Origin of the sequence: Enterobacter sp. JBIWA003 (genome assembly GCF_019968825.1) — a bacterium.
Taxonomy (GTDB): domain Bacteria; phylum Pseudomonadota; class Gammaproteobacteria; order Enterobacterales; family Enterobacteriaceae; genus Enterobacter; species Enterobacter quasiroggenkampii.
Window position 1 is genome coordinate 3,947,268 of sequence record NZ_CP074170.1, and the last position, 14,809, is coordinate 3,962,076.

Sequence of the window (14,809 nt, forward strand, 5' to 3'; positions counted from 1 at the left end):
TTTAATCACGCCACCAGCAAGGAGACGAACGCTAAAAATGCAAAACCAAAACCGGCCCAGGTAATGCGTGACGTTTCCACAAAACGCAGACGCGCCATGCTGTTTTCGAACAGGGCAATGACCAGCACGCCGACCAGCAGCTTGAGGACGGCAACCACGACGGCCAGCAGCAGACCGCCCGCGGAGAAGTGCGTCATCTGCCCCCACGGGAAGAAGACGCCGACAAACATCTGCAGCACCACCAGCTGTTTAAGGCTGATGCCCCACTTCAGCACCGCAAAGCCGTAGCCGCTGTATTCGGTGAGCGGTCCTTCCTGCAGTTCCTGCTCGGCTTCGGCCAGATCGAACGGCAGCTTGCCCATCTCGATAAAGGTGGCGAACGCGCAGGCGCACAGCGCCAGCACCAGCGGAAGGGAGCGGGCAACCGGCCAGTGGTACACGGCGTGGGTGATAAAGCTGATATGGGTTGAGCCCGCAACCTGCGCGGCAACCCACAGCCCCAGCAGCAGGATCGGCTCAACCAGCACGCCGAGCATCGCCTCGCGACTGGCGCCGATGCCGGTAAACGGGCTCCCGGTGTCGAGACCCGCAATCGCAAAGAAGAAGCGGGCGATGGCAAACAGGTAGATCAGCGTAATTAGATCCCCGAGTGCCGGCAGCGGCGAAGCCACCGTCACCACCGGCAGCGCGGTGGCGATGGTGAGCATCACGCCCACCATCACGAACGGCGTCAGGCGGAAGACCCAGCCTGCGGCATCCGGGGCGACGCTCTGACGCGAGAGCAGTTTGAAGAGATCGCGGTACTCCTGAAGCACGCCAGGCCCGCGACGGTTGTGCATCCGGGCGCGCGCCACGCGCGTGATGCCCGACAGCAGCGGCGCGGCGGCAAACAGCACCAGCGCCTGAAGAATTGCCAGTAACAGACTCATGTCAGGCTCCTCGTGAAATCACAACGATCACCAGCACCGCCAGCTCGATAACCGCCAGACGGCGGAACAGCGCGGGTGCGGCAGCGCTCTGCCAGCCGGGTACCCAGCGCACCGGGTTCAGCCAGTGGCGCAGCTTCAGCACGGCGGCAAAGTTCTCTTTCACCGGCATAGCGAAACCGTGGGCGGTGATGACCATCGACTGTTCGTGTTCGTAGCCGCAGGCCCATGCTGCACCGCGCGAGCGGGAGGTGAGCCGGTCGCGTTTGAAGAACAGCATCAGCACCAGCGGCAGCAGCGGTGCGCCTATCAGCAGCAGCGCGATCATGGGCTGGGAAACGGTGGTGTTCGCCGCGGTCAGCGGCAGCGGAATGGCATTGCCCAGCAGCGGCAGCAGCCACGGTGCGGCGACGCCGCCCGCGATGCAGCACAGCGCCAGCGCGACCACGCTTACGCCCATCAGTAGCGGTGCGCAGCAGGCGTTCTCAGCCTCACGCGTACGCGGTGCGCCGAGGAAGGTCACGCCATAAACTTTCGCCATGCACATCACCGCCAGCGCACCGGTAATCGCCAGCCCGACCGCCAGCAACGGCCCCAGCAGACGGGCGATAAACGCCTCGCTCTGACCGAGGGCGAAGAAGGACTGATAGATCACCCACTCCCCGGCAAAGCCGTTCAGCGGCGGCAGCGCGGCCATCGCCATCAGCCCGACCAGCATCGCCAGCGAAATCACCGGCATTTTTTTGCCAATCCCACCGAGCTTTTCGATATCCCGATGGCCGGTGCGGAACCAGACGCTGCCCGCCCCGAGGAACAGGGTGCTTTTAAACAGGCTGTGGTTGATCAGGTGATAAAGACCGCCGATAAAACCGGCCGCAATCAGCGCCGGTTGATTCAGCGCCAGCCCGGTCACGCCCGCGCCAATGCCGAGCAGAATGATGCCGATATTCTCCAGCGTGTGGTACGCCAGAAGACGCTGGATATTGTGCTCCATCAGCGCGTACAGGCCGCCGACGAAGGCGGTGATCATGCCCGCAATCAACAGCACCACGCCCCACCACAGCGGCGGTTGTCCGCCGGTCAGCGTAATCGCCAGGATCCCAAACAGACCGACCTTCATCACCACCACAGAAAACAGCGCGGCGGCGGGCGCGGAAGCATTCGCATGCGCCTGCGGCACCCAGCCGTGCAGCGGAATGATGCCGGCGAGCAGGCCAAAGCCGATCACGCCCAGCAGCCAGACGTCATTCCCCAGCGGATGCCCGTTAAGCGCAGCGAAGTCCAGCGTGCCGAAGCGCTGCCACACCAGCCAGCAGGCCAGCGCCAACAGCAGTGTCCCGAGGCGTCCCAGCGCAAACCATAATTTCCCGGAGGCGCTGCAGCCGGTCAGGAACACGCCGCAGAGCGCCATGATCTCCGCCATCACCACCAGCGCGCCGAGGTTGCTGGCGGTAACGGTACAGACCGCCGTCGCCATCAGCAGGTTCACCAACAGGCCGTTGGCTTTAGCGTGCGGGTGGCGATGCCACTCGATATTGAACAGGCTGATAAACAGCCCGCACAGGCCAAACGTCACCAGCCAGAGGGCGTTCAGCGGCGTAATCTCAACGGTGTGGCGAACCAGCGGTATGAGGGTGTCAACGGATTGTCCGCCGAGCAGAACAGCGCCGCCTGCCGCCAGCGTCAACAGGCTACCTGCCGCCCCGCCAATCCCGGCAACCCCGCCGCTCAGGGTTTTATGGAAGGAGAAGATCGGCGCCAGAATAGCTGCGGCAATAAAACAAGCTACCGCGCCGGTAATCATCATGGCCGCGTTCATTTCGCCCCCTCGTTAAACGCCTGTAGCAGAGAAAGGTCGCCAAAATCACTGTTGATGGTCAGCTCGCGCTTGCGCTTGCTGGTACGGGCGATGTCGCGAATGTTAACCAGAATCAGCGCTTTCGTCGGACAGGTCCGTACGCAGGCCGGGCCCTGTTCATCGAAGCTGCACAGGTCGCACTTCACCGCCACGGCACGGATGCCGGGCACCCAGTCCAGCAGCGTGCTGACGCGTGCAGGCGCTGGCGGCGCGGGCGGGGCTTTAGGCGAGTTGGCATTGGCCGGAATATGCAGCGGGCGGCTGCCGGAAAATTCAATCGCGCCGAACGGGCAGGCAATGCCGCACAGCTTGCAGCTTACGCACAGGCTTTCGTTCAACTGGACTGCGCCATCCACGCGGGTGATGGCATTTACAGGACAGACACCCGCGCACGGGGCATCTTCACAGTGATGGCAGAGCTGCGGGGCAGACTCTTTTTCATTACGCATGACGTGCAGGCGCGGCATGGACTGCAGCCCATGCAGACGATGCGTTTCCGAACACGCCGCCTCACAGGTTCGACAGCCAATGCAGACCGTCGAGTCAGCAATTACAAAACGGTTCACCGGGTTATCCTCTGGTGATAGTCATTTTTGTCGAAAAGCTGTCTTGTCGACACTTCTCGACACGCATGGGTCAGGCCACGTTCGCTGAGGCATTTCCATCCATCAGCTGCTTCAGGTTGACCGGAAGATCGTGCTCAACGGCGGCGTACAGGCCGTTATAAACCGGCGCGATTTTTTCCAGATAGTGCTCCAGCACCTGCTGGCGATCGCGGTTGCTGACGTGGCCGTCCACCATGCCGTCGGCCATCAGCTGCGCCTTCGCAATACACTGTTTTTCGCCGTCTTTTGTCTCGAGGTAGTACTCAATGGTGTGGCTGTTGAAGTTATCCGCCAGGGTCACGTTGATGGTGAAATGGCCGAAGAGGACAAAGCGCATATCCCCCTGCGCCGCGCAGCTCATCGCGTGGTGAAGACGCGCTTTCGACAAGGTAATGCCCTGAACCAGCGAGTTGCAGTAAAGGTGCCACTGGTCCTGTAACTGTTGATGACGCTGCGCGATGTAATCTGCTTTTTCGCTGATTTCCCAAATAGTCATAGAAGGTATCCGTTTAATGGAGATAGCGGCTGTTAAGCAGATTCCATGCCAGTTTTTATTTTGCTGATTTTAAAGGGATTAAACTGAAAAACCGCTGTCATCACCGCGGTGTCGACGTGTCATTTCGACAGCGTTGACATCGTCACGCCTTAACAAAAATCAAGCTGGCACTGTTATTGCATTACCGGGGCAATTCATTGAGGAGGCGTCATGCACGAAATCACCCTCTGCCAGCGGGCTCTGGAACTTATCGAACAGCAGGCAGTGCAAAACCACGCGAAGCGCGTCACCGGCGTCTGGCTGAAGGTCGGAGCGTTTTCCTGCGTCGAGACCAGCGCCCTGACCTTCTGTTTTGAGCTGGTCTGCCGCGGCACGCTGGCGGAAGGCTGCGAACTGCATATTGAAGAACAGCAGGCGGAGTGCTGGTGCGAGCAGTGTCAGCAGTACGTCACCCTGCTGTCATCGAAGGTACAGCGCTGCCCGCAGTGTCAGAGCGGCGGTCTGCGCATCGTGGCGGATGACGGCATGCAGATCCAACGCCTCGAAATCGAGAAGGAGTAAAGTATGTGTAGTACCTGCGGTTGCGCCGAAGGCAACCTGTATATAGAAGGGGATGAACACCGCCCCCACTCCGCGTTTCGCTCCGCGCCCTTTTCACCCGCCCCACGCCCTGCGGCAGCCCTGACCGGCATTACCTTTGCGCCGCAACGCTCCGATGCGGGCGACCTGCATTACGGCCACGGCGAAGCGGGCACCCACGCGCCGGGCATGAGCCAGCGCCAGATGCTGGAGGTGGAAATCAACGTGCTGGACAAAAATAACCAGCTCGCCGCCCGCAACCGCGCCCGCTTTGCCACCCGCAAACAGCTGGCGCTGAACCTGGTCTCCAGCCCCGGTTCCGGTAAAACCACGCTGCTGACCGAAACGCTCAAGCGTCTGAACGGGCGCGTCTCCTGCGCGGTGATCGAGGGCGACCAGCAAACCGTTAACGACGCGGCGCGCATTCGCGAAACCGGCACCCCGGCGATTCAGGTCAACACCGGCAAAGGCTGCCACCTGGATGCGCAGATGATTGCCGACGCCGCCCCGCGCCTGCCGCTGGCGGATAACGGCATCCTGTTTATTGAAAACGTTGGCAACCTCGTCTGCCCGGCGAGCTTCGATCTCGGTGAACGACACAAGGTGGCGGTGCTTTCAGTGACCGAAGGCGAAGACAAGCCGCTGAAGTACCCGCACATGTTTGCCGCCGCGTCCGTCATGCTGCTGAACAAAGTCGACCTGCTGCCGTACCTGAATTTCGACGTGGATAAGTGCCTGGCGTATGCCCGCGAGGTGAACCCGGAGATTGAGATCCTGCTGGTTTCCGCCACGCGCGGCGACGGCATGGACGGCTGGCTACACTGGCTGGAGAGCGAACGATGTGCATAGGCGTACCGGGACAAATTCACGCCATCGACGGTAATCAGGCCAAAGTCGAGGTTTGCGGCATCCTGCGCGACGTCGACCTGACGCTGGTGGGCAGCACCGATGAAACGGGCGCCTCGCGTCTCGGCCAGTGGGTGCTGGTCCACGTGGGGTTCGCCATGAGCGTGATTAACGAAGCGGAAGCCCGCGACACGCTCGACGCCCTGCAAAATATGTTCGACGTGGAGCCTGACGTGGGCGCGCTGCTGTACGGCGAGGAGCGATAATCATGCGTTACGTTGATGAATACCGCGCGCCGGAGCAGGTGCTGCAGCTTATCGGCCACCTGAAAACGCGCGCAGCGCGGCTGGACTACACGAAAGAAAGGCCGCTGCGGATCATGGAGGTGTGCGGCGGGCACACGCACGCGATCTTCAAATTTGGCCTCGACCAGCTGCTGCCGGAAAACATTGAGTTTATCCACGGCCCCGGCTGCCCGGTCTGCGTGCTGCCGATGGGGCGCATCGACAGCTGTATTGAAATTGCCAGCCAGCCCGACGTCATTTTCTGCACCTTTGGCGACGCGATGCGCGTGCCGGGGAAAAATGGTTCGCTGCTGCAGGCGAAAGCGCGCGGCGCAGACATCCGGATCGTCTATTCGCCGATGGATGCCCTGACGCTGGCAGCGGATAACCCCGCGCGCAAGGTGGTGTTTTTTGGCCTGGGGTTTGAAACCACCATGCCCGCCACCGCCATCACGCTGCAGCAGGCGAAAGCACGCGGTGTCGATAACTTTTTCTTCTTCTGCCAGCACATTACGCTCATCCCCACCCTGCGCAGCCTGCTGGAAGAGCCAGGCAACGGCATTGACGCCTTTCTGGCACCGGGCCACGTCAGCATGGTGATTGGCACAGACGCCTACGGTTTTATCGCTGAACAGTACAATCGTCCGTTAGTGGTGGCTGGTTTCGAACCACTTGATCTACTGCAAGGTGTCACCATGCTGGTTGAGCAGAAAATAGCGGCCCTGAGTACCGTGGAAAATCAGTACCGCCGCGTGGTGCCGGATGCGGGAAATGAACGAGCGCAGCAGGCGATAGCCGACGTGTTTAGCGTTGAGGGCGACAGCGAATGGCGCGGCCTGGGGCTGATTGCTGAATCCGGCGTGCGCCTGACGCCAGCCTATCGCGCGTTCGATGCCGAAGCGCATTTCCGCCCGCAGCCGCAGCAGGTTTGCGACGATCCCCGGGCACGCTGTGGCGAGGTGCTCACCGGCAAATGCAAACCGCATCAGTGTCCGTTATTTGGCAATACCTGTAACCCGCAAACGGCGTTTGGTGCGCTGATGGTCTCCTCCGAAGGGGCGTGTGCCGCGTGGTATCAGTATCGCAACCAGGAGAGTGAAGCATGAATACGGTTGAAATGGCGCACGGCAGCGGCGGACAGGCGATGCAGCAGCTGATTAACCGGCTGTTTATGGAGGCCTTTAACAACCCCTGGCTCGCCGAACAGGAAGACCAGGCGCGCATTGACCTCGCCACCCTCACCGCCCAGGGCGACAGGCTGGCCTTCTCCACCGACAGCTACGTCATTGATCCGCTGTTCTTCCCGGGCGGCGATATCGGCAAGCTCGCCGTCTGCGGCACGGCAAACGACGTCGCCGTCAGCGGCGCCATCCCGCGCTACCTCTCCTGCGGGTTTATCCTTGAAGAGGGATTACCGATGGAGACGCTCACGGCCGTGGTCAACAGCATGGCGCAGACCGCGCGCGAGGCGGGGATAGCTATCGTCACCGGCGACACCAAAGTGGTGCAGCGCGGCGCGGCCGACAAGCTGTTTATCAACACCGCCGGCATGGGCGCGATCCCCGCCGATATTCATTGGGGTGCGCAGCGCCTCAGTGCGGGGGACGTGCTGATCGTGACCGGCACGCTGGGCTGCCACGGGGCGACCATCCTGAACCTGCGCGAAGGCCTGGGGCTGGACGGCGAACTGCGCAGCGACTGCGCGGTACTCACCCCGCTGATTCAGACGCTGCGCGGTTTTCCCGGCGTGAAGGCCCTGCGGGATGCCACGCGAGGCGGTGTCAACGCCGTGGTCCATGAGTTTGCGGCAAGCTGCGGATGCGGGATTGAACTCACCGAGCGCAGCCTGCCCGTTAAGCCCGCCGTTCGTGGGCTTTGCGAACTGCTGGGGCTGGACCCGCTCAACTTTGCAAACGAAGGCAAGCTGGTGATTGGCGTTGAACGGGCCGCGGCACAAGCCGTTCTTGAACAGCTGCAGGCTCATCCGTCAGGAAAAGAGGCGGCGATAATTGGTGAAGTGGTTGAGCGCAAAGGGGTGCGCCTGACCGGACTTTATGGCGTGAAGCGCACGCTGGATCTGCCGCACGCTGAACCCTTACCCCGTATTTGCTAGGCCGCGCCACAAGCGACCAGCATGGATTTTTTGCTCGTTTCTACTGGAAAGCACTATGCCGTATACACCGATGAGCGATCTTGGACAGCAGGGCCTGTTTGACATTACGCGCACACTTTTACAGCAGCCCGATCTCGGTGCGCTGAGCGATGCCCTGACGCGGCTGGTCAGGCAGTCGGCGCTGGCCGACAGCGCCGCGATTGTACTGTGGCATAGCGGAACGCACCGCGCGAGCTACTACTCAACGCGTGACAATGGCAAAACGTTTGAATACGAAGACGAAACGTATCTCGCGCATGGCCCGGTGCGCCGCATTCTCTCCCGACCTGAAGTGCTGCACTGTAACTTTGAGGAGTTCCGGCAGGCGTGGCCGCGGCTCGCGGAGAGTAACCTCTATCAGCCGTTCGGGCATTACTGCATGCTGCCGCTGGCAGCAGAGGGTCAGATTTTTGGCGGCTGTGAGTTTATCCGCACGACCGACCAGCCCTGGAGCGAGGCGGAATACGAACGCCTGCACACCTTTACCCAGATTGTGGCCGTCGTTGCGGAGCAGATCCAAAGCCGCGTGACCAATAATGTGGATTACGACCTGCTGAGCCGCGAACGCGACAACTTCCGCATTCTGGTCGCCATCACTAACGCCGTACTGTCACGGCTCGATATGGACGAGCTGGTCAGCGAAGTGTCGAAAGAGATCCATCACTATTTCAAAATCGATGCCATCAGCATCGCGCTTCGCGGCCATCGCAAGGGCAAGCTGAACATCTACTCCACGCATTATCTGGATGAAGCCAACCCGGCACACGAGCAGAGTGAAGTGGATGAAGCGGGGACCCTTTCGGAGCGGGTCTTCAAAAGCAAAGAGATCCTCCTGATCAACCTCAACGAACAGGATCCGGTGGCACCGTACGAGCGGATGCTGTTTAACACCTGGGGCAATAAAATTCAGACCCTGTGCCTGCTGCCGCTGATGTCCGGCAACACCATGCTGGGCGTGCTTAAGCTGGCGCAGTGCGAGGAAGGCGTCTTTACCACCGCCAACCTGAAGCTGCTGCGACAGATCGCCGAGCGTATTTCCATCGCCCTGGATAACGCCCTCGCCTATCAGGAAATTCATCGTCTGAAGGAGCGGCTGGTGGATGAGAACCTGGCCCTGACCGAACAGCTCAACAACGTGGACAGCGAGTTTGGTGAAATCATCGGACGTAGCGACGCCATGTACAACGTGCTCAAGCAGGTTGAGATGGTGGCGCAAAGCGACAGCACGGTACTGATTCTGGGCGAAACCGGTACGGGTAAAGAGCTGATTGCCCGCGCCATCCACAACCTGAGCAACCGCAACAGCCGTCGGATGGTGAAGATGAACTGCGCGGCGATGCCCGCAGGGCTTCTGGAAAGCGACCTGTTCGGCCACGAACGGGGCGCCTTTACCGGGGCAAGCAGCCAGCGGCTGGGCCGGTTTGAGCTGGCGGACAAAAGCTCGCTGTTCCTCGACGAAGTGGGCGATATGCCGCTGGAGCTACAGCCGAAACTGCTGCGCGTCCTGCAGGAGCAAGAGTTTGAACGTCTTGGCAGCAACAAGCTTATCCAGACTGACGTGCGGCTGATTGCCGCCACTAACCGCGACCTGAAAAAGATGGTCGCCGACCGCGAGTTCCGCAGCGATCTCTACTATCGCCTGAACGTGTTCCCGATCTTCCTGCCGCCGTTGCGCGAGCGCCCGGAAGATATTCCCCTGCTGGTCAAAGCGTTTACCGCCAAGATCGCGCGACGGATGGGGCGAAATATCGACAGCATTCCTGCCGAGACGTTACGTACCCTTTCATCGATGGAGTGGCCCGGCAACGTGCGCGAGCTGGAAAACGTCATCGAGCGTGCGGTGCTGCTGACGCGCGGGAATGTCCTGCAGCTCTCCCTGCCTGAAGTGACGCTGCCTGACGTGACCGTGCCCGCCGCCGAGACAGCGAAAGAGGGAGAAGATGAATATCAGCTCATTATGCGCGTACTCAAAGAGACCAACGGCGTGGTCGCCGGGCCAAAAGGTGCCGCCCAGCGTTTAGGGTTAAAACGCACTACCCTGCTGTCGCGCATGAAACGTCTCGGGATCGATAAAGAGAGCCTGGTTTAAGCCCCCCAATCCGGCGGTGTTGCTCTGACACCGCCTTTCGTTACCCTGCGCAATTGTCCCTCATTGACACAAAATCGTTTCCTCTGTATAAAATTCCGCCTTAATAATGAGTTTCATTTGCATCAATAATAATATTAACCAAGGGTAGCGTTTCATGAAGAAGGTCATCTGCGCGTTAGGCCTGGCGGTTGCGTCGGTCAGTTCTGCTCTGGCAACCACATATCCTCTGACCATTGAAAACTGTGGCTATAAAGAGACATTCACCAAAGCGCCGGAACGCGTCGTGGCCCTGGGTCAGAATACCGTCGAAATCTTGCTCCTGCTGGGGCTGGAAGATAAGGTGAAGGCCAGCGCCTTCTGGCCGACGAAAGTGTTGCCGCAGCTCGCGGAACAGAACGCAAAAATCAAAACCCTGACGGTTGAAATCCCTACCCTTGAATCCGTGCTTGCGCAAAATCCCGACTTTGTCCCCGCCCAAACGCCGCTGTTGCTGGGGCCGGAAAGCAAGGTCGCAAAACGCGACGATCTGATGACCCTGGGCGTGAACAGCTACGTGTCACCGGGCATGTGCGCGACCAAAAAAGCCACGGGCGATATGTACGGCAGCCGCCAGAAACTGTGGGATATGACGTATCTCTATCAGGAGATTGAGGATTTCGCCAAAATCTTTAACGTTGAAGACCGCGGTCAGGCCGTGATTGCCGATTTCAAAAAACGTGAGGCCGACCTGCGTAAGGAATTCGGCAAGAACAAAAAAGACCTCTCGTTTGTCTTCTGGTTCTCCAGCTCATCCCCCTCTGCGGACGCCTACGTAGGCGGTAAAAATAGCCCCTCCGGGTTTATTGCGAGCCTGATGGGCGGGCATAACGCCATCACCTCCGAAACCGAATGGCCAACCGTGGGCTGGGAAAGCATTATTGCCGCCAATCCGGATGTGATTGTGGTCTCCAGCCTGGACCGCAACCGCTGGGCGCTGGATAACGCGGAAGAAAAAATCAAATTCCTGAAGAGCGATCCGGCCGTCAGCCAGCTGGACGCCGTGAAAAAAGGCCACATCGTGGTGATGGACGGTCAGGCCATGAACCCGACGATTCGCACGATTTACGGGGCTGAGCAGGTCGGCGAACAGCTCAGAAAGCTGGGGCTGAACTGATGACAATCGCCGTTCTTCAGGCCCGGCAGAGCCTGGTTCTGACGACCTCGGCTTTGCTCGCCCTGGTACTGCTATTTCTGGTGATCGCCCTGAGCGTCAGCGTCGGCGAGCTGTCCATCCCGCTGGATAACGTGTTTTACGCCATCAGCAATAAAATGGGGCTCACCCAGGTTCCGCTCACTCGCATCTATGAAAGCGTCATCTGGGACTTTCGCCTGAGCCGCGCGCTGGTGGCGGCCTGCTGCGGCGCGGGGCTGGCCATCTGCGGTGCCGTATTGCAGAGCTTGCTGAAGAACGCGCTGGCGGAACCCTACGTGCTCGGCGTGTCCGCGGGCGCGTCGACCGGGGCGGTTTCTGTTGTCGTATTGGGGATCGGCACCGGTGCGGTCTCCCTTTCTGCCGGTGCCTTCGCCGGGGCATTCGCCGCGTTTGCGTTTGTCGCGTTTCTGACGAACGGCGCGCGCGGCGGGAATGAACGTACTATTCTGGCAGGCGTCGCCGCCTCGCAGCTGTTCAACGCCATTACCGCCTACACCATCAGCACCTCCGCCAGCGCCCAGCAGGCGCGCGACGTGATGTTCTGGCTGCTGGGCAGCTTCAGCGGCGTACGCTGGCCTGAATTCCAGCTGGCACTGGTCGTGGTGCTGATTGGGTTAGCCATTTGCCTCTACTATTCCCGGGCGCTGGATGCCTTTACGTTCGGTGACGACGCCGCCGCGTCGCTGGGCATTGCCGTTCCCTGGGTGCGCCTGGCGCTCTTTACCACCACCGCGCTGATTACCGCAACCATCGTCAGCATGGCGGGGTCAATCGGCTTTGTCGGGCTGGTGGTGCCGCACGTGATGCGTTTCCTGTTCGGGCCGCTGCACCGCACGCTGCTGATTGCCAGCGCGCTGGCAGGCGCGATCCTGATGGTGCTGGCAGACATTGCCTCACGCATGTTGATAGCACCGCAAAGCCTGCCCGTCGGCGTGGTCACCGCGCTGGTTGGCGTCCCCTTCTTTGCCGTGATTATCTACCGTTCAAGGAATAAGTGATGAGCATCTGCGCGGAAAATATTACCTGGAAGGTCGGCAAAAAAGTCATCGTTAATGACGTCTCGCTGAAGGTGTCACGGGGCGAAACGGTAGGACTGCTTGGCCCTAACGGCTGCGGTAAATCCTCTCTTTTACGTATCCTCGCGGGGCTGCGTCGCCCGGATGCTGGCTGCGTCACCCTGGACGGACAGGACATTACCCGCATCGCCAAAAAACAGCTTGCCCGCCGGGTCGCCTTCGTGGAACAGCACGGCATGACTGACGCCAACATGCGCGTGCGCGACGTGGTGAAACTTGGACGTATTCCGCACCACTCCGCCTTTTCCAACTGGAGCACGCACGATGACGAGACCGTCACCGCCGCTCTGCAGCGCGTGGATATGCTGGATAAAAGTGACCAGGGCTGGCTGAGCCTCTCCGGCGGCGAGCGACAGCGCGTCCACATTGCCCGCGCGCTGGCCCAGACCCCGACGGAAATCCTGCTGGATGAACCGACCAACCACCTGGACATTCATCATCAGATGCAGCTGATGCAGTTGATCAGTGAATTACCGGTCACCAGCATTGTCGCCATCCACGATCTCAACCACGCCTCGATGTTCTGCGACTCGCTGATTGTGATGCAGAAAGGGCACATTGTGGCGACGGGAACACCGCAGGACATCCTGTCCGAGTCGCTGCTCTGGGACGTCTTCCGGGTCAAAACCAAAATTGAGATCTCACCGTTCCATGGCAAAAAGCACATTCACTTTATCGTTTAGGGGCCAGTGAATAACGATGCCCCTTCGCCCTGCCACCACGCTCTGGCCGCCCGTCTTACTGGGTAGCCAGTTTGTTTTTAACATTGGCTTTTACGCCGTTGTTCCCTTCCTGGCGATATTCCTGCGCGACGACATGCTGCTCTCCGGCGGGCTGATCGGGCTGATCCTCGGCCTGCGCACCTTCTCTCAGCAGGGGATGTTTATCGTCGGCGGTGCGCTCTCGGACAGGTTTGGCGCGAAAGTCGTTATCCTGAGCGGCTGTATTGTTCGCGTTGCGGGGTATCTGCTGCTGGCGTTCGGAGGATCACTGTGGCCGATTATTCTGGGCGCATGTTTGACAGGCGTGGGCGGCGCGCTGTTTTCTCCGTCGATTGAAGCATTGCTGGCGAAAGCGGGCACGCACAGCGAGGCGAAAGGTAAACGAAGCCGGGCGGAGTGGTTCGCGCTCTTTGCGGTCTGCGGGGAACTCGGTGCGGTACTGGGCCCGGTTGCCGGCGCCCTGCTCACCGGCCTGGGCTTTCGCCAGGTGGCGCTGGCGGGCGCAGGGGTCTTTATCGTTGCGCTGGTGGTGCTCTACTTTTGCCTGCCCGCGTCACGCCACGCCTCGCGGACGCTGAAGCTCGTTCCCTGGTGGACGACGTTCCGCCAGCCCCGCTTTGTCGCCTTTATCATTGCCTATAGCTCGTGGCTTTTGAGCTATAACCAGCTCTATCTGGCGCTGCCGGTAGAGATCCAGCGTTCCGGCGGTAACGAGAAAGATCTCGGCCCGCTTTTTATGCTGGCCTCCATTCTGATCATCACTTTACAACTGCCGCTGGCACGTTTCGCCCGGCGCGTGGGCGCGGTGAGGATCCTGCCGGTGGGCTTTTTGCTGCTCTCCGCCGCCTTTGCAAGCGTGGCAATGTTTGCGTCGACGGCACCGCCAGAGGGCTGGCTGCGCCTGCTGCCGTCGGTCTGTTTCGTGACGCTGTTGACGCTGGGGCAGATGCTGCTGGTACCCTCGGCAAAGGATCTGATCCCAAGGTTTGCCGAAGAGTCCACGCTGGGGGCGCACTATGGCGCACTCGCCACCGCTGGCGGAGTCGCGGTCCTGACGGGGAATTTGCTGTTTGGCAGTCTGTTGGATCGCGCCCTGGTGCCCTCCACGCAGGCGATGCTCCCCTGGCTGCTGCTGGCCCTCTTCCCGCTCTGCAGCGCGCTGGCCATGAACGTGATTTGCCGCCCGCTCAGAAGCTGAACCGGTCACTTTTTCGGACGATACTTTTCCGGCAGTTCCGGTACGGGACGACGATCATCCATCAGATGACGGACGGTCAGAATGGGGTGACGCCAGAGCATTCGCGGGCCTGCCCAGCGCATAATTTGCTTCATCTCTTCGCGTTTGGCAGGCTGGTAGCAGTGGACCGGACACTGTTTACAGGCAGGCTTTTCCTCCCCGAAAACGCATTTATCCAGGCGCTTATCGGCATAGGCATTTAGCGCCTGATAGTGCCCCTCTTCCGCAGAGGCCTGAGGACACTGCTTCTGATACAGCGCGATCATTTTCGCGATGGTCTCTTTTTCGCGTGAAATTCGTTTACCGGACATAGCGACTTACCGAACAATAAAGTGCAAAAATAATACACCTTTCAATGCAGAATTTCAGTTTTTGCATGCGGTTTTCTGAAGCCTGATTCCAGTTTTAGCCCTGCACCGCCCGACAATCACTGGTATTTTATACAGGCATCAGTAATGACTTTTATCCGTGTTGTCGGGAGACCCTATGCAAGAACTCGCTATCAACAAACCCTATCGCCATTTAACCGTGGGATATTTCAGAAAGCGCCATGAAGACCGCAATACCAAGATACCGAAGCGCTACAGCGTGCATGCGGCGCTGAGCTTAAAAGGAGACTGGCTTGAACAGGCTGGGTTTACCACCCACTCCCGGGTTCGCGTGGGCGTTGAGCATGGAAAAATAGTCATTGAGTTAATGTCGGAAGATGCCTCGTAAAGCGACGACATTTTTCTGCGCCGTACCTTT

The 14,809-nt window shown here is 59.9% G+C and carries 16 protein-coding genes; 11 read left to right on the forward strand and 5 right to left on the reverse strand.

Annotated features, from left to right (window positions below):
- Positions 1 to 5: 5 nt before the first annotated feature.
- The 4 genes from KGP25_RS19035 to hycA form a co-directional block, all read right to left on the reverse strand.
- The gene (locus KGP25_RS19035; protein ID WP_223539489.1) at positions 6 to 929 is read right to left on the reverse strand and encodes a respiratory chain complex I subunit 1 family protein; all 924 of its coding nucleotides are present in this window, start codon (positions 927 to 929) and stop codon (positions 6 to 8) included.
- Position 930: 1 nt separating this feature from the next.
- Positions 931 to 2,745 carry a formate hydrogenlyase subunit 3 gene (gene hycC, locus KGP25_RS19040; protein ID WP_223539490.1) on the reverse strand — a complete coding sequence of 605 codons (1,815 nt, stop codon included), beginning with the start codon at positions 2,743 to 2,745 and terminating at the stop codon, positions 931 to 933.
- Complete coding sequence (locus tag KGP25_RS19045) at positions 2,742 to 3,350, reverse strand: 4Fe-4S dicluster domain-containing protein (RefSeq protein ID WP_223539491.1); 609 nt, start codon at positions 3,348 to 3,350, stop codon at positions 2,742 to 2,744. Before KGP25_RS19045 ends, hycC begins: the two co-directional genes overlap by 4 nt.
- A gap of 70 nt (positions 3,351 to 3,420) precedes the next feature.
- Positions 3,421 to 3,885 carry a formate hydrogenlyase regulator HycA gene (gene hycA / locus KGP25_RS19050; protein ID WP_032653166.1) on the reverse strand — a complete coding sequence of 155 codons (465 nt, stop codon included), beginning with the start codon at positions 3,883 to 3,885 and terminating at the stop codon, positions 3,421 to 3,423.
- A 210-nt stretch (positions 3,886 to 4,095) separates the two neighbouring features.
- On the opposite strand from hycA, the gene hypA reads away from it, so the two are divergent.
- The 10 genes from hypA (at position 4,096) to KGP25_RS19100 (ending at position 14,023) form a co-directional block, all read left to right on the forward strand.
- Positions 4,096 to 4,446, forward strand: coding sequence for a hydrogenase maturation nickel metallochaperone HypA (gene hypA / locus KGP25_RS19055; RefSeq protein ID WP_039265546.1), 351 nt, complete (start codon positions 4,096 to 4,098; stop codon positions 4,444 to 4,446).
- A gap of 3 nt (positions 4,447 to 4,449) precedes the next feature.
- Positions 4,450 to 5,313: a hydrogenase nickel incorporation protein HypB gene (gene hypB / locus KGP25_RS19060; protein WP_045908502.1), complete on the forward strand. Its 864-nt coding sequence runs from the start codon at positions 4,450 to 4,452 to the stop codon at positions 5,311 to 5,313.
- Positions 5,304 to 5,576, forward strand: a complete 273-nt coding sequence (locus KGP25_RS19065) for a HypC/HybG/HupF family hydrogenase formation chaperone (RefSeq protein WP_063622353.1) — start codon at positions 5,304 to 5,306, stop codon at positions 5,574 to 5,576. The genes hypB and KGP25_RS19065 overlap by 10 nt, the downstream gene beginning before the upstream one ends.
- Positions 5,577 to 5,578: 2 nt before the next feature.
- A complete protein-coding gene (gene hypD / locus KGP25_RS19070; protein WP_167213728.1) occupies positions 5,579 to 6,700 on the forward strand; it encodes a hydrogenase formation protein HypD in 1,122 nt (373 codons plus the stop codon).
- Entirely contained in the window at positions 6,697 to 7,707 is a 1,011-nt protein-coding gene (hypE, locus tag KGP25_RS19075; RefSeq protein ID WP_223539492.1) for a hydrogenase expression/formation protein HypE, read from the forward strand. The genes hypD and hypE overlap by 4 nt, the downstream gene beginning before the upstream one ends.
- A 55-nt stretch (positions 7,708 to 7,762) precedes the next feature.
- Positions 7,763 to 9,835, forward strand: a complete 2,073-nt coding sequence (gene flhA / locus KGP25_RS19080) for a formate hydrogenlyase transcriptional activator FlhA (protein WP_063622356.1) — start codon at positions 7,763 to 7,765, stop codon at positions 9,833 to 9,835.
- 154 nt (positions 9,836 to 9,989) lie between these two features.
- Positions 9,990 to 10,988, forward strand: coding sequence for an ABC transporter substrate-binding protein (locus KGP25_RS19085; RefSeq protein WP_048029226.1), 999 nt, complete (start codon positions 9,990 to 9,992; stop codon positions 10,986 to 10,988).
- Positions 10,988 to 12,025, forward strand: a complete 1,038-nt coding sequence (locus KGP25_RS19090; RefSeq protein WP_223539493.1) for an iron ABC transporter permease — start codon at positions 10,988 to 10,990, stop codon at positions 12,023 to 12,025. The genes KGP25_RS19085 and KGP25_RS19090 overlap by 1 nt, the downstream gene beginning before the upstream one ends.
- Positions 12,025 to 12,786: an ABC transporter ATP-binding protein gene (locus tag KGP25_RS19095; RefSeq protein ID WP_045908495.1), complete on the forward strand. Its 762-nt coding sequence runs from the start codon at positions 12,025 to 12,027 to the stop codon at positions 12,784 to 12,786. The genes KGP25_RS19090 and KGP25_RS19095 overlap by 1 nt, the downstream gene beginning before the upstream one ends.
- Positions 12,787 to 12,802: 16 nt before the next feature.
- The gene (locus tag KGP25_RS19100) at positions 12,803 to 14,023 is read left to right on the forward strand and encodes an MFS transporter (protein WP_048029224.1); all 1,221 of its coding nucleotides are present in this window, start codon (positions 12,803 to 12,805) and stop codon (positions 14,021 to 14,023) included.
- 5 nt (positions 14,024 to 14,028) lie between these two features.
- Here the strand turns inward: KGP25_RS19100 and KGP25_RS19105 are convergent, their stop codons facing one another.
- Positions 14,029 to 14,373: a nitrous oxide-stimulated promoter family protein gene (locus KGP25_RS19105; protein ID WP_045418265.1), complete on the reverse strand. Its 345-nt coding sequence runs from the start codon at positions 14,371 to 14,373 to the stop codon at positions 14,029 to 14,031.
- A gap of 175 nt (positions 14,374 to 14,548) precedes the next feature.
- Here KGP25_RS19105 and KGP25_RS19110 point away from each other — a divergent pair, with 175 nt between their 5' ends.
- Entirely contained in the window at positions 14,549 to 14,779 is a 231-nt protein-coding gene (locus KGP25_RS19110; protein WP_045908493.1) for a SymE family type I addiction module toxin, read from the forward strand.
- Positions 14,780 to 14,809 lie beyond the last annotated feature (30 nt).